The sequence below is a fragment of the Streptomyces sp. NPDC041122 genome, from assembly GCF_055592445.1.
Map to the genome: position 1 here is coordinate 587638 of NZ_JBVIYQ010000004.1, position 19822 is coordinate 607459.

The following is a 19822-nucleotide window of genomic DNA, read 5'->3' on the forward strand; positions in this document are numbered from 1 at the left end:
AACGTACAAGACGCGTGGGCGGTGCGATCGGCAGCCTGGTGCGCATGACGACCGACACCACGCAGAGCACGCCCGTACGTTTCGACACCAAGATCGCAGTGGTGCTGCACGAGGACCTGGAGACCTGGCAGCGGCTGAACGTCACCGCGTTCCTCGTCAGCGGCCTCGGCACGCAGGTCCCCGAGGTGGTGGGCGAGCCGTACGCCGACGCCGACGACACCCCGTACCTGCCGATGTTCCGCCAGCCGGTCATGGTCTTCGAGGGCACGAAGGAGTCGGTGACGGCGGCGCACGGCCGCGCGCTGGGCCGCGACCTTCCCCGGGCGGTCTTCACCTCCGACCTCTTCGCCACCGGGAACGACACCGACAACCGCGCGGCGGTGCGGGCCGTGCCGGCCGGTGAGCTCGATCTGGTCGGGGTCGCCGTGTACGGGCCTCGCAACGCGGTCGACAAGGTGATGAAGGGGTCCCGTATGCACCCCTGAACAGGCCGCACATGCAGCAGGGCCCGGATCCTCGGGGGATCCGGGCCCTGCTGTCGCAGTAGCGGGGACAGGATTTGAACCTGCGACCTCTGGGTTATGAGCCCAGCGAGCTACCGAGCTGCTCCACCCCGCGTCGGTGAACCCAACAGTACGCCATCGCGAGGGGTACCGGGGAGCACGTGCGCGGGGAGCCGCCCGGCCGTCCGCGGGAGCCGGGTGTTCAGCTCCCGAAGGGGACGTCGTCGGTGGTGGCCATGCGGCGGGTGTCGGCGTGGTCCCTGACGAACGCCTGGATGTGTGCGAGGGCCTGCCGCGCGGACGACTCGTCCTTGCCGCAGCCGCGGGTGCCGGAGACGCCGTCGGGGTAGCAGGACGCCCGGTGGCCGTAGATCAGCCCGTCGGCGTCGCCGCCGTCGGCCGACAGGAGGCGGCGGGTCGCCTCGTCGTCGCCCGCGGCGGTCGTCCAGCCGAAGACGCGGGCGATGTCGCCCCGGTCCCGTGCGGCCGCGCCGAGGCGCAGCTGGTCGGTCACCTTGTTCAGGACGGTCGGCAGCCCGAGGTTGAACAGACCCTTGTCCATGACCCGTTGGTTGTGGGCGACGGCTGCGCCGTGCTCGCCGAACTGGCTCTCGACGTCTGCCGCGTCGCCGCTGATGTCCACGCCTTCGAGGTGGTTGAGGTCCCCGCTGACGTCCTTCCATCCGGACCCGCCGGCGGTGCCGTAGAACCCGTACAGGACGCGTACTCCGGCGCTCTCCAGCTTGGTGCGGGCCAGGTCGCGCAGGGCGGCGAGAGAGCAGTGGCGCGTGGCGGCGTCATCGCTGTCGCAGTGGTCGGGGTTCTTGATGTCCAGCCAGACGAACCCGACGTTCTTGCCGGCCCTGCGCTGCTGCGCGATCCGGTCGAACATGTCGGCCATGGTGTCGCCGGCGCTGGTGGGGAGTCCGTCGTGATCGGCCCACCAGCCCTTCTTCCAGGCGGTGGCGTCGATCTCCATCGCGTTGGCCCCGTGGTCGAGCGCCTTGTCCACGCCCTCGACGGTCAGGACGCGGTGGGCGATGGCCCAGACCGGGCGCTTCGTCTTCGACCCGGCCGCGTCCGCGGGTGCGGTGCTGTCCGCGGGGGCGTCGGCGTCAGCGGGTGCCTTGGTGTCAGCGGGTGCGGTCCTGGTGTCGGCCGGTGCGGCGCCGGCCGGGGCGGCGGCCAGGCCCATCATCGCCAGGGCGCCGCAGGCGACGCCCAGCTTCGCGGCTCGAGCGGTCGAGCTGGTGCGGGCTCGAGGTATCACGGTTGTCTCCCCATCCGTTCCTGTGCGCTCCCTCCGGGGCGCGTCGCCGGGAAGCGGCGCCACGGAAGGGAGCGGGCCGGGCGCTTGCTCGCGCACCCGGCCCCAGTTGCCCCACCTGCCCATCCCGTCGCAGGTGAAACGCACCATGAGGTTCCGTGAGGGGGGCTCTACGGGACCCTACGGATCCGCCGGACCGCAGCCGCTGTGCGGCGCCACTGTCAGCCCTTGCCGCAGAACTCCGCCTCGAAGACGTTCTCGTAGAGAGTGCCGTCCTCCAGCCAGTCGCCGTTGAGGTGGAACGTCAGGCTGTGCTTGCCGTCGGCCGTCGTGGCCGTGCTGGTGAGCGAGCCCCAGACGATGCCGTCGTGGCCGTAGACCTTCACCCCGCACGAGAGGGTGCGGACGATCAGGCCCGCCCCGTAGTCGAAGAAGGTCCCCGTCTTGACCGTGTCCAGCAACTCCCGCTGCTGCGCGGGGCGCAGGAGCTCTCCGCGCAGCAGGGCGCTGTAGTAGCGGTTCAGGTCACCCGTGGTGCTGATGACCTCGCCCGTCGCGCCGGACCACGCCGGGTTGTACTCCGTGGCGTCGTGGACCTCCGGTCCCGGCTGCTCCGCGTACAGCTTGGAGTAGCCGACCGCGGACGGGGCGGGCATCTTCGGGTCGGTGCCGGGGAAGGTGGTCTCGCGCAGTTTGAGGCGCTTGATGATGCGCCGCTCGGCCTCCTGCGCGTAGGTGTGGCCCGTGACCCGCTCGATGATCATTCCCGCGAGCACGAAGTTGGTGTTGGAGTAGTTCCAGCTCGTGCCGGGCTCGAAGTCGGGCTTGTACGTGAGCGCCAGGTCCACGATCTGCTGCGGCGTCCAGGCGTCGTAGCGGTGGGCCAGGAAGCCCGGGCCGTTCATGTGCTTGCGCCACTCCGGTGTGGACACCATGTCGTGAACACCGCTGGTGTGGTTCAGCAGTTGACGTACCGTCACCTTGGTTCCGTCGTAGCCGTTGCCCTGCAGCACGCCCGGCAGCCAGCGCTCGACGGAGTCGTCCAGGCGGAGCTTCCCTTCGCCCTCCAGCTGCAGAAGCACCACGGAGACAAGGGACTTGGTGTTGCTGCCCGCGCGGAGGTGGTCCGCGGCGGTGCGCTTGCGCTGGGTCGCGGTGTCGGCGTAGCCGGCCGATCCGAACCATCTGCCGCCCGGGCCGGTCGCCTCGGCGGCCACTCCCGGTATCCCGGACCGCTCGATCGCGTCGAGCGCCCGCTGGGTGGCGCCGTTGCCGCCGGGCGCCTCGGCCGCGGCGCCGGTACCGGTCGCGCTCGTCAGGGCCACCGCGGCGCCGAGCGCCACGGCGAGGCTCCTGAGAAGCCCGCGGCTCCCCCGAGTTGTACGCGTCGCACGAATGGACATGCGTTTCCCCTCCCCCAATGCGGTGAAGCATGATCATTTGACGGGGGCAGTGTACGGGGCGGGTGTGACACGCCGGGGTGACCTCCCGGCGCCCGCACCCCGCACACCCACGCCCAGGCCCACGCCCACAGCGACAGCGACAGCGCCGAACTGCGGTAGATGCACCGGCTCTTGGTCTATACCAGCCACCCCTCCCCCAGTATTCTCGTCCTGCGCCGACAGCACACCATCCCCACCTCCCCCCACCCGGGTTGCACGCCGGCGCAGGCGACACCACCCCGCACTTCCCCCAGCAGCCGGGTGAACTCCCCCCGTTCGCCGCCTCCAGGAGGATCACGGTGAAAGTTCGCACCAGAAGCTCGGCGATCGTCGGCACCCTCTGCCTCGTCGCCTCTCTCGCCCTGACCACGGCGTCCGCCGATGAACCCGCGGCCCACCGCCGGCCCGCGAAGGTCGCGCTCACCAAGGTGGCCATAGCCAAGAACCCGTCCGCCGGCACCGCAGGACCCGGCGGCACGGTCTGGATCGCCGAACGCGCGGGCACCGTACGGGTCCTGGACAAGCAGGGGCTCGGTGAGCCCGTCCTCGACATCTCCGCCGAGACCACCACCGACGGCGAACGCGGGCTGCTCGGTGTCGCGTTCGACAAGAACTTCGCGCACTTCTACATCTCGTTCACGAACCTCGAAGGCACCAGCACCGTGGACGAGTTCGCCGTACGGAAGGGCACGATCCAGCCGGCCACCCGGCGCACCGTCCTCACCCAGACGCAGCCGTACTCCAACCACAACGGCGGCGACGTCAAGTTCGGCCCCGACGGCTACCTCTACATCGCGCTCGGCGACGGCGGTTCGGGCGGTGACCCGCACGGCAACGGACAGAACCTCGGCACCCTGCTCGGCAAGCTGCTGCGCATCGACCCAAGCGGCGGCAAGCCGTACGCGATCCCGCCGGACAACCCGTTCGTGGACGACCCGAAGGCCAGGCCCGAGATCTGGGCGTACGGGCTGCGCAACCCGTGGCGGTTCTCCTTCGACGCGGGCACGGGCGACCTGCTCATCGGCGACGTCGGCCAGAGCGCCTGGGAGGAGATCGACTGGGCCCCGGCGCGCAGCCGGGGCGGCGAGAACTACGGCTGGTCCCAGATGGAGGGCACGCATCCGTTCCGCGACGGCACCGAGCCCGCGAACCACGTGCCGCCGGTCCACGAGTACGACCGCACCGGGCTGGGCTGCTCGGTGACCGGCGGATTCGTCTACCGGGGCAAGACCATCCCGGCGCTCCGGGGTCAGTACGTCTACAGCGACTACTGCGACGGCACCCTCCGCGCACTGCGGTTGAAGGACGGCAAGGTGACCGGCGTGAGCGATCTCGGGGTCAACGGCGGCGAGGTCGTCTCGTTCGTGCAGGGCGGCCACCGTGAGCTGTACGTGCTCGACATCGGAGGCAGCGTCTACCGCGTGGATCCCGCGGCGGCGTAACGGCTCCGCGGAGCCGTCGTCTGCGGGTCACCCGCGTGCACGGGTGACCCGTACCGCCCCTTGGAGCCCCCGCAACGCTTTGCCTTCATTTTCCTTTTCTCCGTACAACCTTTACGCCTTTCCCTCCGTTCGGATTTCCCCGCAGGGAATTCGCGGAATTCGGGAACCGAATCGGCGCCGACGCTGTCTTTACCGGCGTCATCGGCACCATCGACCGCACCCTTTGTGCGGGACCGAGATAAACGGGGAAGGTTCCATTCACATGTACGCTCGCGTTTCTCGCACCACGCGCACCGCTCGCACCTCCCGCAAGCGCACCGTCCTGTTCGCCGCCACCGCCGCCGCGGCCGCCCTCTCGGTCGCCGTCGTCACGCCCGCACTGGCCGGGACGTCGTCCCAGCCGGCGAAGGCCACCCACAGCGCGGCCGCCGCGCCCGCCGCCAAGACGGGTGACCCGCGCAGCACGACCGACCGCGTCGCCAACTTCTACGGCGCCTACATCGACTCCGTATGGGCGAACGAGGACCCTGCGGCGGGCGGCCAGTCCAAGGCATTGCGCGCTTTCTACCTGAGCGCCGCCGCGCAGAAGAAGGTCGCCGCGTTCGAGGAGAGGGAGCACGCCGACGGAATTCTGTTCGCGCAGAACGTGCCGGTGAAGTGGAAAGTCACCTACACCGGTTCCGGCGCCGGCCACGCCACTTCCCTGGTGACGCTCACCTGGAGCGACGGGCCGAGCGCCGAGGTCAGCAAGATCAAGGTCCAGTCGGACCTCAGGACGCAGAAGATCACCGACCTCGCGCCCGCGGAGTAACCCTCGACGCGAACGGCAGGCCCCGGCGATCAGTTGTTCGGACATCGACGGATGGTGTCGCCCCCCCATGGCGTGGCGGGGACCGGCGTATCGGACGGTGGGCGGGGAGCGGATCGACGGGGCCTGGTGTCATGTCTGGCGACGGGCCGCCTCGCCCCGACCGACCCCGAGGCCGCTGCCCTGCCCGAGCCGTCGTCGAGGTGGGTGGGCGTCGCGGGGCGGCGAGTCGCTGACCGCCGACGGCTTCCTGGTCGAGGTCGCCGACCGCGTCGATGAGCTCTGCGGACGGCCCACCACCGCGCAGCGGTGCCATGACGCGAGCGGATCCTGTCACCGGAGATCGGTGCCGCCATCGACGGTGTCGGGCCCGTGCGACGGAGCTCTAGTCCGGCACCGCGTTCCCCGAAGGTGCGTCGCTGCGGCCGTAGTGGTGGGTGGTGAACATGTACACCAGGCCCGCGCCGATCACGACGCCGCCGCTCAGGAGCACGATCCAGTTGTCGTACCAGGGGGCCTCGGGGGTGCGCGGCCAGGCGATGTTGACGATGGCGAAGATGCCGTACGCGAGCGCCCCGATGTTGACCGCCATGCCCCACCGGCCCAGCCGGTACTCGCCGCTCGGCTTCCAGCCCTTGAGGCGGGCCCGCAGCGCGGCCAGCACGACCATCTGGAACGCCGCGTAGATGCCGAGGATCGCGAAGGACACGATCTTCGTCAGGGCGTCCGCGGAGATCAGCGAGCCGAAGGCGATCAGTGCGGGGAGGACCGCGGCGAGCAGCAGCGCGTACGGCGGGACCGCGCGCGCCTCGGAGAACTTCCGCAGCAGGCGGTGTCCGACGATCATCTCGTCGCGGGCGTAGGAGTAGATCAGCCGGCCCGCGGCGGCCTGCAGGCTGATCGTGCAGGACAGGAAGGAGATGAGGACGACGGCCATCACGGTGCGCGCGCCCGCCTCGCCGAGGGCGTCGAAGAGGACGTTGACCACCGGGTCGGTGTCCTTGCCCGAGATCACCGCCCGGTAGTCGACGACGGAGAGGAGCAGCGTCAGACAGGTGAACGTCGCCGCGATCCCGCCGACGTAGATGGTGCGGCGCATCGCCTTGGGGATCACCGTGCCGGGATGCTTGACCTCTTCGGCGACGTCGCCGCACGCCTCGAAGCCGTAGTACTGGTAGAAGCCGATGATCGCCGCGCCGAGGAAGACGGGCAGGTAGGAGCTGTCGCCGGCCGCGCCGTAGTCGTCGAAGAGGACGCCGAGGCCGTGGAAGCGGTGGGTGGTGAGCAGGATGACGCCGACGACGAGCGCGCCGAGCAGCTCCGCGCTGAAGCCGATCAGCGCCGCCCACGAAAGGGCCTTCGTACCGGCGTAGTTGATGAGGACACCGATGACGATCAGGGCGACCGTGCAGAGCACCGTGGTGTGCACGGTGGGCCGGAAGCCGAGCAGGATCGCGATGTAGGGCCCCGCGCCGTACGCGACGCTGGTGATCGTGACGAGCAGTGCCCACATGTAGACCCAGCCGGTCATCCACGCCCAGCGCACGCCCCACAGCCGGCGTGCCCACGGATAGACGCCGCCCGCGACCGGGTACTGCGCGACGACCTCGCCGAAGACCAGGGCGACGAGGAACTGCCCGCAGCCCGCCATCACGAAGGCCCAGATCATCGGCGGTCCGCCGTCGGCGAGCGCCGTGCCGAAGAGGGTGTACGTGCTCACCACCGGCGAGAGGTAGGTGAACCCGAGGGCGAAGTTCGCCCAGGGGCCCATCTCCTTGCGGAACTCCGACTTCTCCTCGCCGGGCGCGGCGTCCGCGGTGCCGTCCGGTGTACCGGGAACGGTCATTGGTTCCCCCCTTCCGCGGCCAGGGGCTCGGGAGCCGGCCGGGCGCTGATGAGATCGGCCGCGCGCTCGGCCGCGAGCAGCACGGTGACCATCGGGTTGATGGTCGGCATGGTCGGGAAGATCGACGCGTCGACGATGCGCAGCCCGTCGTGCCCGCGCAGCCGCAGCTGCGGGTCGACGACCGCCATCGGGTCGTCCTCGGCGCCCATCCGGCAGGTTCCCGCCGGGTGGTACACGGTGTGCGCGGCGCGGCGCCCGTACTCCGAGAGGTCCGCGTCGGACTGGACGTCGGGGCCCGGCGCCACCTCGCGCAGCAGCCAGTCGCTGAACGGGGCGGTGGCGGCCACCTCGCGGGCGATCTTCAGGCCGTCGACGATGGTGCGCTCGTCGTGGCCCTCCGGGTCGGTGAAGTAGCGGAAGTCCAGGGCGGGTTTGACGCTCGGGTCCGCGCTGCGCAGCCACATCCGGCCGATGGAACGGGCGCGCGGCACGTTCGGTGTCATGCAGACGCCGTGCTCGGGGACGGGGTAGCCGAGCCGTTCGGTGTTGACGGTGAACGGCACTTGGTAGAAGTGGAACATCAGGTCGGGGCGTGGTCCGCCGTCCGCGTCGCGGCGCAGGAAGAGCCCGGCGTCGGAGTCCATGGCGGAGTTGGGCGGCAGCGGGCCGCGGGTCTCCCACACGATCACCGACTCGGGGTGGTCGAGGAGGTTCTCGCCCACTCCCGGCAGGTTCGCGTTGACCTCGATGCCCACGTCCCGCAGATGGTCGGCGGGGCCGATCCCGGAGAGCATGAGCAGCCGGGGCGTGTCGATGGCACCGGCGCAGAGCAGCACCTCCGCCTCGGCCTCCAGCGTCGACTCCGAGCCGTCGGGATTGCGGACCTTCACCCGGGTGAAGCGGCCCTCCTCGTCGCGCAACAGCCGGTACGCCCAGGTCTCCAGACGGAGCGTCAGGTTGGGGCGGTCCATGATCGGGTGGAGGTACGCGACCGACGCGGAGGAGCGTTTGTTGGTCTCCGGGTCGTAGGCGAGGGAGAAGAACCCGGCGCCGTCGGTGAAGGGGCGGGCGTTGAAGTCCTCGACGACCGGGACGCCGAGCCGGGAGGTGGCCGCCGTGACGAAGTCCTGGGCGATCGCGTTCCGGTCGGCCGCGCCGACCGGGACGATGTTGTTCTGCAGTCTCGTCCGGTACGGCAGGATCGTTTCCGGGCCCCACCCGTCGCAGCCCATCCGCACCCACTCCTCGAGGTCCTGCGGGAACGGCAGGAAGCTGATGAGGGTGTTGTGCGAGGAGCAGCCGCCGAGCACACGCGCCCGGGAGTGCAGGATGTGGGAGTTGCCGCGCGGCTGCTCCTCGGTGGTGTAGCCGTAGTCGAACTCGCCGCCGAGCAGGTTGATCCAGTTGCGCAGGCGCAGGACGCGGTCGTCGCCGACGTCGCTGGGCCCGCCCTCCACCACGCAGACCCGGCAGCCGGGGTCCTCGCTCAGCCGGGCCGCCAGTACGGAGCCCGCCGTACCGCCGCCGATGATCACGTAGTCGTAGGTCGTCGTCTCGTCGTGCATGCCGTCGCCCTCTCTCTCGCCCTGCCCGCTCAGCCCTGGAACCAGCCGCCGGGAGCCGGCCTCAGGTTCTGGTAGATGTGCTTGGCCTCCTGGTACTCGCGCAGACCGGTGGGCCCGAGCTCCCGGCCGAAGCCGGAGCGGCCGAAGCCGCCCCACTCGGCCTGCGGCACGTAGGGGTGGAAGTCGTTGATCCAGACGGTGCCGTGCCGCAGTGCGGCCGCGACCCGCTGGGCGCGGCTCGCGTCGTTCGTCCAGAGGCCGCCGGCCAGGCCGTAGCGCGTGTCGTTGGCCAGTTCGACGGCTTCCTCCTCGGTACGGAAACGTTCCACCGTCACCACCGGGCCGAAGACCTCCTCCTGGACGATGCGCATGGAGCGGTCGCAGTCGGCGTAGATGGTGGGCAGCAGGAAGAAGCCGCGGGACAGCTCGGGGCCGTCGGGGCGGCGGCCGCCGCAGACGAGCCGGGCACCGTCGTTCCTGGCGATCTCCAGATAGCTCTCGACCTTCTCGCGGTGCTCCGCGGAGCTGAGCGGGCCGCTCTCGGTCTGCGGGTCGAGGCCGTTGCCGAGGCGGATGGCGCTCGCGCGTTCGGCGAGGCGCTCCACGAACCGGTCGTGCAGGGAGTCCTCGACGATGAGCCGGGAGCCGGCCGAGCAGACCTGGCCGGAGTGGAGGAAGGACGCTTCCAGCGCGTGGTCGACGGCGGTCTCGAAGTCGCAGTCGGCGAAGACGACGTTGGGGTTCTTGCCGCCGAGTTCCAGCGCCATGTTCTTCACGCCCGGCGCGCAGGCCTCCATGATCCGGCGGCCGGTGGCAAGTCCGCCGGTGAAGGAGACCAGGTCCACCTCCGGGTGGGCGGACATGGCCGCGCCGACGGTGGCGCCCGGGCCCAGCACGAGGTTGGCGGAGCCCGCCGGGGCGCCCGCCTCGGCGATGAGCCGCATCATGTGGATCGTGGAGAGCGGCGTCGTCTCGCTGGGCTTGAGCACGAAGGTGTTGCCCGCGGCCAGGGCCGGGGCGACCTTCCAGGAGGCCTGCAGCAGCGGGTAGTTCCACGGCGCGATGAGCGCGCAGACCCCGATGGGGTGGTAGGTGACCCGGCTGAGCACGTCGGGGCCGACGTCCACGACGCGGCCGCCGTCCTTGTCGGCGATCTCCCCGAAGTAGCGGAAGGCGTTCGATACGTCCTCGACGTCGATCCGCGCCTCGGCGAGCGTCTTGCCGGTGTCGAGGGACTCGACGTGGGCGATCTCCTCCTGGTCGCGCAGCAGGAACCGGGCCACTCTGAGCAGCACGTCGGCCCGCTCCCGGGTGGGCGCCCCCGACCAGTCGCCGCGGTCGAAGGCGCGCCGGGCGGCCTGGACGGCGAGATCGACGTCCGTTTCGTCGGCGTCGTCGACCTGCTGGATGACGGACGCGTCGTACGGGTTGACCACATCCCGCCGCGCCCCCTGGACGGCTCCGGTCCACTCCCCGTCGACGAACAGTTCCGGCATCGTGGGCTCCCTCGCTCTGGTACCTGTCCGGTGCCGAGGTCATCCACCGGCACGCACGCCGGGCACCAACATCGTCCGGTCGGCGCGCACCGGCGGCGGGGACGCACCGGGCGGGCGAGGGTTGGGGGGCAGATTGGACCTGGTTGGGCTAGGGCCTCTCCTCCGGACCGGGCGGGGTGTGCACCGCTGCCGGGTGCGGGGTGCCCGTCGGTCACACGGGTCGGCGCTGGGACCGGGGCAGCGGGTCCTCGGTGAGGCTCCCCGCGCACTCCAGGAGCAGGGCGTGGACGAAGGCCTGCGGGAGGTTGCCGCGCAGCTGGCGCTGGGTGATGTCGTACTCCTCGGAGAACAGCCCGGGCGGTCCGCAGGCCGCCCGGTTCCGCTCGAAGAGGCGCAGGGCGCGGTCGGTATGGCCCTGCTGGTGCTCGGCCAGCGCCATCATGAAGCCACACAGCAGGAACGCGCCCTCGGCTTCGCCGAGCGGGCGCCGGTCGTGCCGGAAGCGGTAGACGTACTCGTCGCGGACCAGTTCCTGCCGGACGGCGCGCAGGGTGGCGAGGGTGCGGGGATCGTCCGCCGGCAGCGCGCCGCGGACCGGCGGGAGCAGCAGCGCGGCGTCGACGCCGGGGTCGTCCGGGGACCGCTTCCAGTGGCCGTCGGGGTGCAGGCCGGTGCGGGAGGTCTCGGCGAGGACGGCTTCCGCGAGGGAGGTGAGGCGGGCGACCTGGCGGCCGGCGCCGGGCAGTGCGGCGATCGCGCGCAGCCCGGCGACGCAGGTGAGCCGGGAGTGCGTCCAGGGCCGGTCGTCGATCTCCCAGATGCCGGCGTCGGGCCGGTTCCACAGCTCTTCGACGGCGCTGACACCGGTCTGCACGGCGCGCCATGCCTCGGAGTCGAGGCGGTCCACACGGCCTGCGGCGGCGAGGAGTTGGAGAGCCTCGCCGAACGCGTCGAGCTGGAACTGCTGGTTGACCCAGTTGCCGATCCTGTCGGTGCCGCCGGGGTAGCCGGGCAGGTCCAGGGTCTGCTCGGAAGGGACCGGGCCGCCGGTGACGGTGTAAGCGGGTTTGAGCTCGGGGCCGTCCTGCAGGAGCCGTCCCGAGACGAAGCCGACGGCGGAGTCGAGAAGACCGGTGGCACCGGCTCCGGCCGCGGCGATGCCCGCGTAGCACTGGTCGCGGATCCACGCGTAGCGGTAGTCGTAGTTGAGGCCCGCGCCGGAGCGTTCGGGCAGGCACATGGTGGTGGCGGCCACCATCCCGCCGCCGCTGCTGGTGAGGCCGCGCAGGACGGCGAGGGCGTGGTGCGCGTCGCGGGTCGCGAGGGTCTCCGGCGGCTTGGGGCAGGCCCGCGCCCAGGACGCCTCGGTAGCGGCCCAGGCCGTGCCGGCGTCCACCGGTGCGCCGGGGAGGGTGTGGGGCGACAGCTCCAGGACGAAGTCGTGGTGGCCGCCCCGGGGCACGGTCAGTTCGAGGGTGAGCAGCTCACCGTTGCCGTCCGGGGCACGGCTCGTGTGCGCCGCCTCCGCGCCGGTCCACCGCCAGTGCAGCGGCCCGGTCTTCCCCGCCCATACCCCGTCGTGCTGCCGGACGTGGCTGCTGCTGTCGCCGCCGAACGCGCCGCGGGGTTCTAGGACGACCCTGACCCGTGCCGGGCAGTCGGTGGCGAGCACCCGGCGCAGCAGCACCACCCGCTCGGCCTCGCCGGGGAAGGCGAGGGCCTCCCGGCACTCGACGGGCCCCTCGTCGGTGATGAACCGGCTGCGCCAGATCAGGCTGCCGGTCTCGTAGAACCCTCCCCAGACGTGCCGGGGGTCGAGCGGGGTGACGGCGTAGGTTCCGCTGCCGCCGACGAGCGAGGAGAAGACGGCATCGGAGTCCCAACGGGGCGCGCACATCCAGGAGATGTCCCCGTGCGGACCGACCAGGGCACCCCGTTCCCCGTCGGCGAGCAGCGCGTACTCGCGCAGCACGTGCGGAGGGAATTCCGGGCCGGTGTCGATCGCTTTCGGCGTCGGCATGATGGGGGTCCTCTCCGGTCGGACTCGGTGCGGGGGTCGAAGGGGCTGGGAGTCGGCGGGCGAGGGTGTTGAGGCTCAGGTCATCCGACAGGGATCGGCCGCCCGGTGCCGGGAGGCCGGGCCGAGCCCGGTAGGACCTCCGTGACGTGCGCGCGGGGCTGCCGTGGACGTACGCGCGCGGCTGCCGTGCCCAAGCCGCACCTCGGCGTCCCGCCGCTCCCGCGGTGCTCGTTCCAGACCGACGACGTCCATGGATTCATTCACTCCCCTGTCGCGCCGCACGACAACCGGAACCCCGTCGGGAGCCCGCACACGTGCCACGTCCAGGTCGGTCCGCGCTCCGGGTGACCGCCCGTACGGGGCATTCCGCCCCTCGTCGGCCGGGAAATAGGTGCGGTGGCGACCAGGAGGTCCGGGCCGGCGAGCGGAGCATCACGGAGCCGAAGAGGAGCGGCAGGGCCGGTCCGCGTTCAGATCGCCTCGATCACCTCGCGGGCCCCGGAGTGGCGCAGCAGCTGCCGCTCCAGCTCATGCCGTATGTCGGCGCAGAGGGAGCCGGTGCGGCCCCACTCGACGACCAGCTGAGCGACGTGGAACGGCTTGATGTCCGTGGCCAGCGAGACCCTCCGCAGGATGTCCCGCGCCTCCGCGGCCGTGCACCGGCCGACGCTCACGAGCACGCTCGCGGCCCGCTCGACGGCGGCCCTGGACGCGGCTGCCCGCCGGCTCACGTCGTCCGTCTCCACCGGTTCCGGCGCTCCCCGCCGCGTCGCGGCCCGCGGCCGCCCGGCGCCGCGCAGCCCTGCACCCTCTGATGGCACGGTGCCCTCCGCTCGTGACAACGCCCCCAGCTCATGGTCGGGCCCCGACCGGCGCCGGGCAACCGGACGGGGTCTCCCCCCGCCCGGGTACGCCCGCTCACCTCAGTAGGTCCACCGCAGCAGGGCGCCCAGGCCCCCGGCCGGAACGTCGGCGGCGTCGGGCGCGCCGACGTCCGGGCCGCCCGCCGGGTCGGTGTCGTCCGCCGCGCCCGGCTCCGGACCGTCGGCCCGGGAGGCGCCGGGCAGCGGGACGACCCGTACGTCGGCTCCGGTAACGGTGGCCGACCGCAGGAGGGCGTCGTCGGCGCGCACCGGGACGGGGTCGCCGACACCGAGCGTCTGTGCGTCGGTCCGCCGTACCGCGATCTGGTCGGGCCCGGTGCCCACCCAGACCTCACGGCTCAGATCCGGGCCGCCGGGCCGGAGGAGCAGCGTGCCGACGCGGTGTTCGCGGGCGGCCTCCACCACGGCGGGAACGCCTTCGACGGCGTCCGTCGGCCGGTCGGTTCCCACGCGTCCGGCCCGGAAGCGGTCCAGGGCCTCCTCGACGCGACGGCCGGCGAGCCGTCGGCGGGCCCGCGCGATGTCCTCTTCCAGGGGCGGCGAAGCGGAACCGGCGGCCCGGCCCCCGTGCTCGGTCTCGACGGTCACCTCACGGACCGCGTCCGGGAGTTTGGCGTGCACGGACGGGCGTTCCCGGGGATCGCCCACGAGGACCACCAGTTCGGCGCCGGACTCCTCGTACGCCTTCGCCAGCGCTTCGGCGATCTCGACCGCGTTCTGCTCCCAGGCGTTCTCCACCTTGAGCTGGAAGCGGCGCTCGGACCAGTCCGAGGAGGCGGTGCGGTGCACGGGCCACTGACGGCCCTCCACTCCCCCGGCGTCGCGGGCGCCGGCTGCTCCGCGCAGTTCGAAGTCCGCGCCGGTCCGGTCGATGTAGGCGACGAGGCAGACGGGATCCTGGCCGGCCAGCTCCAGGAGTGGTGCGAGCCGGGGCAGCGGGGCCCAGCAGGCGATCTGTCCCTGCGGCGGGCGGGAGAGCCGGTGGCTGACCACCACCTCGCCGCCGGTGGCGAAGACGACGCGGCCCGCGGGGTACTCCGCGGCGGCCGTGTCGGTCAGGACGTCGGCGACCGCCCGCACGGTCGCCGCGTCGGCGCCCTGCTCCTCCAGCGTCCGGCAGACCTCCCGTACGGACAGCTCACGCCGTTTCGCGCCGGCCTCGTCGTTCTGGCCGGGGTCGAGGTAGACCGTGGCCCAGGGGCCCGCGCGGTCGAAGAGGGGGCCCAGGAACGACAGCTGCATGTTTCCTCCTTGTTCATCCCGGTTGCTCCGGGTTCAACCCGGCTCGTGGGGCGCGTACCCGTACGAACGAGGGGAAACACTCATCGGCGATCTCGCCGGCGGATCAGGCCTGGTACTCGGTGAGGTCGATCGCGTGGACGCTCAGCGGATAGCCGTACTCCGGGTGGTCCGTGACGCGCTCGGGGGTCATGCCCAGCTTGGCGATGACGTTGGCGGAGGCCCGGTTCTCCGGGCGGTCGATGCTGATGACCCGGTCGAGGCCGCGGTCCTGGAGGGCGAATTCGAGCGTGGCCTGGGCGGCCTCGGACGCGTACCCCTGGCCCCAGAACGGGGTGCCGAGCCGCCAGCTGACGGCGACGGCGGGCATGACCTCGGGCAGGAACTCGGGGACGGTGAGGCCCGTGAACCCGGCCAGCTCGCCCGAGGCCAGGAGCTCGACGGCGAAGAGGCCGAAGCCCTCGTCGTCCCACTCGTCCTCCCAGCGCTCGATCTCGTCCGCCGTGCGCTCCAGGTCGTGGACCGAGCCGTCCTCGATCCAGTGCATGACGCGGGGGTCCGCGTTGATGTCCGCCATGGGCACGAGGTCGTCGTCGTGCCAGCGGCGCAGGAGGAGGCGGGGCGTGCGGATCTCTGTCATGCGCTCATCCTGCCGTCGGCGAGGGCCGCAGCGGTAATCAGCGGGGAGCGGTGGTCCGGCTCCCGGGAGCGGCGCCGGGGCTCAGGCGGCGCAACACACGTGCGGGTGGCCCGAGACCGCTGCGGGTCTCCGGCCACCCGGAACGGTGCCGTGCACGTGCGACCGGTGCTCAGCGGCCGAGCGCCTGCTTGAGCTGCTTCTTGTTCATCGAGGAGCGGCCCTCGATGTTCTTCTTCCTGGCCTCCTCGTACAGCTGGTCGCGGGTCGGGCCCTCGGCCCCGCTGTGCGAGCGCTCGCCGCCGCGCTCGGAGGCGGACTTCTTGTCGCGCGTCGAGGTCTTGGAGGCCGTCTTCGACTCACCGGAGCGTGCGCGCTCCTTGTTCACCGTACGGGCGGCGATCTCCTTGGCGCGCCCCTCGGAGACTCCACGGTCCTCGGCGCTGTCCTTGATGTGCTCGAACTGTCGCTCGCGCTTCTTGCTGGATCCAGCAGGCATGGGATGCCCCTTTCCGTGTCGGTCTCCGTGTCGGGTCTCGATTTCAGCGGTCGGCCGGCGGGCCACCGGTCACGCCGGACGCAGCCACAACGTTCCCAGCGGCGGCAAGGTCACACGCAGGCGTCCCGGCCCTTCGCCGTCCGCGGGCCGCTCGGGCTTCAGCGGCCCCGGGTTGCGGACGTCGGCGCCGCCGTAGCGGGCCGCGTCCGTGTTGAGGGTCTCCTGCCAGGCGCCGACGGAGTCCGGCACCGTCAGCGCGTAGTCGTGGCGGACCACCGGGGAGAAGTTGCTCACCGACAGCAGCGGGGTGCCGTCCTTGGCGTACCGCAGGAAGGCCACGACGTTGTCCTGCGCCGCGTCCACCACGACCCAGGAGAACCCGGCCGGCGTCGTGTCCTGCTCCCAGAGGGCGGGCGCGGTCCGGTACTGGTGGTTGAGGTCCGCCACCAGCTCCTGCACGCCGAGGTGGTCGGGCCGGGCCGGCCAGGCCTCGTCCAGGAGTCCCCAGTCGAGTCCGTGCTCCTGCGACCACTCGGCGCCCTGGGCGAACTCCTGTCCCATGAAGAGGAGTTGCTTGCCGGGGTGGGCCCACATGTAGGCCAGGTAGGCGCGGTGGTTGGCGCGCTGCTGCCACCAGTCGCCGGGCATCTTGGAGACCAGCGAGCGTTTGCCGTGCACGACCTCGTCGTGGGAGAGGGGCAGCAGGTAGTTCTCGCTGTACGCGTAGACCATCGCGAAGGTCAGGTCCGAGTGGTGGTACTGGCGGTGCACGGGCTCGTGCGCGACGTACTGCAGGGAGTCGTGCGACCAGCCCATGTTCCACTTGAGGCCGAAGCCGAGGCCGCCGTAACCGCCGGCGCCGGTCTCGTGGGTGGCCCGGGTGACGCCGTCCCACGCGGTCGACTCCTCGGCGATGGTGACCACGCCGGGGCAGCGCCGGTAGACGGTCGCGTTCATCTCCTGGAGGAAGGCGACGGCGTCCTCGTTCTCCCGGCCGCCGTGCGCGTTGGGCGCCCACCGGCCCTCCTCGCGGGAGTAGTCGAGGTAGAGCATCGAGGCCACGGCGTCCACGCGCAGGCCGTCGATGTGGAACTCCTCGCACCAGTAGGTGGCGTTGGCGACCAGGAAGTTGCGGACCTCCTTGCGGCCGTAGTCGAAGGTGAGCGTCCCCCAGTCGGGGTGTTCCGCGCGCCGCGGGTCGGCCGGTTCGTACAGGTGCTCCCCGTCGAACGCCGCCAACGCCCAGTCGTCGCGCGGGAAGTGGGCGGGCACCCAGTCCATGAGCACCCCGATGCCGGCCTGGTGGAACGCGTCGACGAGGAACTTGAAGTCGTCGGGGGTGCCGAGGCGGGCGGTCGAGGCGTAGAAGCCGGTGACCTGGTAGCCCCAGGAGCCGCCGAAGGGGTGCTCGGCGACGGGCATCAGCTCGACGTGGGTGAAGCCCAGGTCGGACACGTACGCGGGAAGCTGCTCGGCGAGCTGACGATACGTCAATCCGGGCCGCCAGGACGCGAGATGGACCTCGTACACCGAGAACGGCGCCTCGTGGACCGGTACGTCGCCGCGCCGCCGCATCCACTCGTCGTCCCGCCACTCGTACGCCGAGACGTCCACGATCGAGGCGGTCGCCGGCGGCACCTCCGTACGGCGGGCCATCGGGTCCGCCCGCATGCTCCGGGAGCCGTCGGCGCGCGTGATGTCGAACTTGTACAGCGTGCCCTCGCCGATCCCGGGCACGAACAGCTCCCACACGCCGCTCGCGCCGAGGGAGCGCATGGGGTGGGCGGTGCCGTCCCAGTGGCAGAAGTCGCCGCACACCCGCACGCCCCGGGCGTTCGGCGCCCAGACGGTGAAGCGGGTGCCGCGCACGCCCTGGTGGGTCATCGGGTGTGCGCCCAGCGCCCGCCACAGCTCTTCGTGGCGCCCCTCCCCGATGAGGTGCAGGTCGAGTTCGCCCAGGGCGGGCAGGAACCGGTAGGGGTCCTCAAGCTCGGCCTCACCGCCCTCGTACGTCACGCGCAGCTCGTACGCGGGGATCGGGGTCACCTGCTCGGCGGCCGGGTCCGGGGCGTCGGAAGCCGGTGGCAGGACGCCCGTGAAGAAGCCGTCCCCCACACTGTCCAGCCGCAGGCTCCGCCCGTCCTCGACGACGACCCGCACCGCCTCGGCGAACGGGCGCAGGACCACGAAGGCGATCCCGCCGGGCACCGGGTGCGCGCCGAGCACGGCGTGCGGATCGTGGTGCGTGCCCGACAGCAGCCGGGCGCGGTCCTCGGGGGCGAGCAGCGCCTCGGCCGGGACGGTGTCGAGCGACGCGTCGGGACGGGTGTCGCGGTCCGCCGCGCGCCGCTTGACCGCGCGGACGGGCCGCGTGGGGCGCGGGCGCTCGAGGAGGGCGGCCGCCGGGTCGGGAGCGGACGTATCGGTGGTGGCCACGGATTCAGCTCTCCTCTGGTGAGGGGTGGGGACGGGTCGGGGGATCGGCGGGGCGGTGGATCGAGCGGGCGGCGCGTCGGGCGAGCGGATCCGGCGAGCAGAAACGTTTCGTCAGAGCGGTGGCCGGGGCGTGGGTCATGGGCCCTCCGCCAGCCGGGCCAGCGCCGCCATGGGCACGGGCAGCCATTCCGGCCGGTGCCGGGCCTCGTACAGCGCCTCGTACACGGCGCGGTCCGTTTCGTGGGCCCGCAGCAGCGCGGTCTCCGCGCGCGGGTCCCACGCCGCCGCCGCGGCATAGCCCGCGCAGAACGCCTCGCGGCAGCGGTGCGCCCACTGCGGCTGCCAGGGGCGCTCGCTGTGGGCCGCGTAGTCGAACGAGCGGAGCATGCCGGCGATGTCGCGCACCGGGGCCTGCAGCTGGCGGCGTTCGGTGAGCGGCCTGGCCGGTTCGCCCTCGAAGTCGATGACGTACCACCGGTCCCCGGCCCGCAACACCTGGCCCAGGTGCAGATCGCCGTGGATCCGCTGGTCGGGCCGCTGCCTGGCGCCCGCGGCGACGACGTCGTAGGCGCCGCGCAGGCGGGACACGTACGGGGCGAGCGCGGGCACCTGGCCCGCGGCCGCCTCCAGGCGTTCGGCCATCGCGGCGGCCAGCTCCGCGCCCTCGCGGCGGTCCGGCGGCCGGGGCTCGAAGACCTGGGCCAGGGCGAGGTGCACCTCGGCGGTGGCGCGCCCGAGCTCGTACGACTCGTCGGTGAACTCCTCGCCCGCGTCGAGGGATTGCAGCGCCATCGTCCAGCCGTCCGTCGCGTCGCGCAGGAAGGGCTGGAGCACGCCGAGGGTCGTCCTGCGCGGCTGCTCGGTCCAGAACCAGGCCACCGGAGCCGGCACCCGCGCGCAGCCCTCACCGGCCAGCGCGCGCGGCACCTCCAGGTCCGGGTTGGTGCCGTACTGGATGCGGCGGAAGAGCTTCAGGATGAAGCGGTTGCCGTACACCAGTGAGGTGTTGGACTGCTCGCCGTCGAGCAGCCGTGGCGTGAGCCCGGCCGGCACCTCGCTGCCCGCGTCGCGTTCGAAGCGCAGCGGTCCCGCCGCGCCCGGCGTGCGCAGCCGATCGAGCAGCAGCCCTGCCGAGCGGGGGTCCAACAGGGCGTCGTACACGCTGAGTCCGGCGAGCGGGCCCGCGGTGGGCCTGCCGATGACCGCGTGGTGGAGCCGGGGCGGCAGTTCCTCGCGGATGCCGAGGACGAGTTGGTAGCAGTGCGGGCTCGTCCCGTCGTGCCGGGTGCTGATCAGCAGATGGAGACAGCCCGGGTGCAGCGTGGTCATCGACACCACGGAGAGGTCCGTGATGGGCCATCCCTTGGCCGCGAACCACCGCTGTTTCGGGAGCCATTCCCGGAGCAGCCCGGCCAGTGACCTCAGCACCAGGGGCGGGCTGAGGCTGTCCTGTGTGAGCGGTGCGGTCTCGAGCATGCGACACGTCCCTTCAGAGGCGCACGGCGGGGGCCGCCGGACGGGGCGGAGGAAGGTCGTCGCGCAGGCGGAACCAGTAGAAGCCGTGTCCCGCGAGAGTGAGCAGATAGGGGAGTTCACCGATGGCCGGGAAACGGACGCCGCCGACGAGTTCGACGGGGTGGTGTCCTTCGAAGGTCTGGAGGTCGAGTTCGGTGGGTTGGGCGAAGCGGGAGAAGTTGTGGACGCACAGGACGAGGTCGTCCTTGTATTCGCGCAGGAA

Annotated in this window: 16 protein-coding genes and 1 tRNA gene; 3 read left to right on the forward strand and 14 right to left on the reverse strand. The window is 72.0% G+C overall.

Translation table 11 applies throughout. The features are described from left to right. Positions 1 to 44: 44 nt before the first annotated feature. Positions 45 to 485 (forward strand): DUF2000 family protein, encoded by a 441-nt coding sequence (locus tag ACZ6B8_RS18780; RefSeq protein WP_471607896.1) that lies wholly within the window; start codon positions 45 to 47, stop codon positions 483 to 485. Positions 486 to 544: 59 nt separating this feature from the next. Here ACZ6B8_RS18780 and ACZ6B8_RS18785 read toward each other — a convergent pair. From ACZ6B8_RS18785 to ACZ6B8_RS18795, 3 genes are all read right to left on the reverse strand, one after another. After that, positions 545 to 618, reverse strand: a tRNA-Met gene (locus tag ACZ6B8_RS18785). A gap of 87 nt (positions 619 to 705) precedes the next feature. After that, positions 706 to 1773 (reverse strand): PI-PLC domain-containing protein, encoded by a 1068-nt coding sequence (locus tag ACZ6B8_RS18790; protein WP_471607897.1) that lies wholly within the window; start codon positions 1771 to 1773, stop codon positions 706 to 708. Between the two features lie 218 nt (positions 1774 to 1991). Next, entirely contained in the window at positions 1992 to 3113 is a 1122-nt protein-coding gene (locus tag ACZ6B8_RS18795; RefSeq protein ID WP_471607898.1) for a serine hydrolase domain-containing protein, read from the reverse strand. Between the two features lie 398 nt (positions 3114 to 3511). On the opposite strand from ACZ6B8_RS18795, the gene ACZ6B8_RS18800 reads away from it, so the two are divergent. Continuing rightward, positions 3512 to 4654: a PQQ-dependent sugar dehydrogenase gene (locus ACZ6B8_RS18800; protein ID WP_471607899.1), complete on the forward strand. Its 1143-nt coding sequence runs from the start codon at positions 3512 to 3514 to the stop codon at positions 4652 to 4654. A 262-nt stretch (positions 4655 to 4916) separates the two neighbouring features. Further along, complete coding sequence (locus ACZ6B8_RS18805) at positions 4917 to 5465, forward strand: hypothetical protein (protein ID WP_471607900.1); 549 nt, start codon at positions 4917 to 4919, stop codon at positions 5463 to 5465. Positions 5466 to 5847: 382 nt separating this feature from the next. Here ACZ6B8_RS18805 and ACZ6B8_RS18810 read toward each other — a convergent pair whose 3' ends face one another. From ACZ6B8_RS18810 to ACZ6B8_RS18860, 11 genes are all read right to left on the reverse strand, one after another. Continuing rightward, entirely contained in the window at positions 5848 to 7308 is a 1461-nt protein-coding gene (locus ACZ6B8_RS18810; protein ID WP_471090666.1) for an APC family permease, read from the reverse strand. Then, positions 7305 to 8873, reverse strand: coding sequence for a GMC family oxidoreductase (locus tag ACZ6B8_RS18815; protein ID WP_471607901.1), 1569 nt, complete (start codon positions 8871 to 8873; stop codon positions 7305 to 7307). Before ACZ6B8_RS18815 ends, ACZ6B8_RS18810 begins: the two co-directional genes overlap by 4 nt. 29 nt (positions 8874 to 8902) lie before the next feature. Next, complete coding sequence (locus ACZ6B8_RS18820) at positions 8903 to 10369, reverse strand: aldehyde dehydrogenase family protein (RefSeq protein WP_471607902.1); 1467 nt, start codon at positions 10367 to 10369, stop codon at positions 8903 to 8905. Between the two features lie 211 nt (positions 10370 to 10580). Further along, positions 10581 to 12389 (reverse strand): glycoside hydrolase family 15 protein, encoded by a 1809-nt coding sequence (locus ACZ6B8_RS18825; protein WP_471607903.1) that lies wholly within the window; start codon positions 12387 to 12389, stop codon positions 10581 to 10583. 470 nt (positions 12390 to 12859) lie between these two features. Further along, positions 12860 to 13120, reverse strand: coding sequence for an ANTAR domain-containing protein (locus ACZ6B8_RS18830; RefSeq protein WP_471607904.1), 261 nt, complete (start codon positions 13118 to 13120; stop codon positions 12860 to 12862). A gap of 192 nt (positions 13121 to 13312) precedes the next feature. Further along, complete coding sequence (locus ACZ6B8_RS18835) at positions 13313 to 14515, reverse strand: baeRF2 domain-containing protein (RefSeq protein ID WP_471090656.1); 1203 nt, start codon at positions 14513 to 14515, stop codon at positions 13313 to 13315. Positions 14516 to 14618: 103 nt separating this feature from the next. Further along, on the reverse strand, positions 14619 to 15152 hold the full coding sequence (locus tag ACZ6B8_RS18840; protein WP_471090654.1) for a GNAT family N-acetyltransferase: 534 nt from the start codon (positions 15150 to 15152) through the stop codon (positions 14619 to 14621). Between the two features lie 169 nt (positions 15153 to 15321). Next, positions 15322 to 15648, reverse strand: a complete 327-nt coding sequence (locus ACZ6B8_RS18845; RefSeq protein WP_471607905.1) for a plasmid stabilization protein — start codon at positions 15646 to 15648, stop codon at positions 15322 to 15324. A 69-nt stretch (positions 15649 to 15717) separates the two neighbouring features. Continuing rightward, a complete protein-coding gene (gene glgB / locus ACZ6B8_RS18850) occupies positions 15718 to 18084 on the reverse strand; it encodes a 1,4-alpha-glucan branching enzyme (RefSeq protein WP_471607906.1) in 2367 nt (788 codons plus the stop codon). A 135-nt stretch (positions 18085 to 18219) separates the two neighbouring features. Beyond that, on the reverse strand, positions 18220 to 19560 hold the full coding sequence (locus ACZ6B8_RS18855; protein ID WP_471090648.1) for a maltokinase N-terminal cap-like domain-containing protein: 1341 nt from the start codon (positions 19558 to 19560) through the stop codon (positions 18220 to 18222). A gap of 13 nt (positions 19561 to 19573) precedes the next feature. Continuing rightward, positions 19574 to 19822: alpha-glucosidase C-terminal domain-containing protein (locus tag ACZ6B8_RS18860; RefSeq protein WP_471607907.1), on the reverse strand; the 249-nt coding region annotated here is incomplete at its 5' end.

Coding starts and splice junctions, on each gene's coding strand:
- ACZ6B8_RS18835 (WP_471090656.1), bottom strand. CDS start 14,515: ATGCAGCTGTCGTTCCTGGGCCCCCTCTTCGACCGCGCGGGCCCCTGG.
- ACZ6B8_RS18825 (WP_471607903.1), bottom strand. CDS start 12,389: ATGCCGACGCCGAAAGCGATCGACACCGGCCCGGAATTCCCTCCGCAC.
- ACZ6B8_RS18840 (WP_471090654.1), bottom strand. CDS start 15,152: ATGACAGAGATCCGCACGCCCCGCCTCCTCCTGCGCCGCTGGCACGAC.
- ACZ6B8_RS18845 (WP_471607905.1), bottom strand. CDS start 15,648: ATGCCTGCTGGATCCAGCAAGAAGCGCGAGCGACAGTTCGAGCACATC.
- ACZ6B8_RS18815 (WP_471607901.1), bottom strand. CDS start 8,873: ATGCACGACGAGACGACGACCTACGACTACGTGATCATCGGCGGCGGT.
- ACZ6B8_RS18810 (WP_471090666.1), bottom strand. CDS start 7,308: ATGACCGTTCCCGGTACACCGGACGGCACCGCGGACGCCGCGCCCGGC.
- ACZ6B8_RS18780 (WP_471607896.1), top strand. CDS start 45: ATGACGACCGACACCACGCAGAGCACGCCCGTACGTTTCGACACCAAG.
- ACZ6B8_RS18820 (WP_471607902.1), bottom strand. CDS start 10,369: ATGCCGGAACTGTTCGTCGACGGGGAGTGGACCGGAGCCGTCCAGGGG.
- ACZ6B8_RS18805 (WP_471607900.1), top strand. CDS start 4,917: ATGTACGCTCGCGTTTCTCGCACCACGCGCACCGCTCGCACCTCCCGC.
- ACZ6B8_RS18855 (WP_471090648.1), bottom strand. CDS start 19,560: ATGCTCGAGACCGCACCGCTCACACAGGACAGCCTCAGCCCGCCCCTG.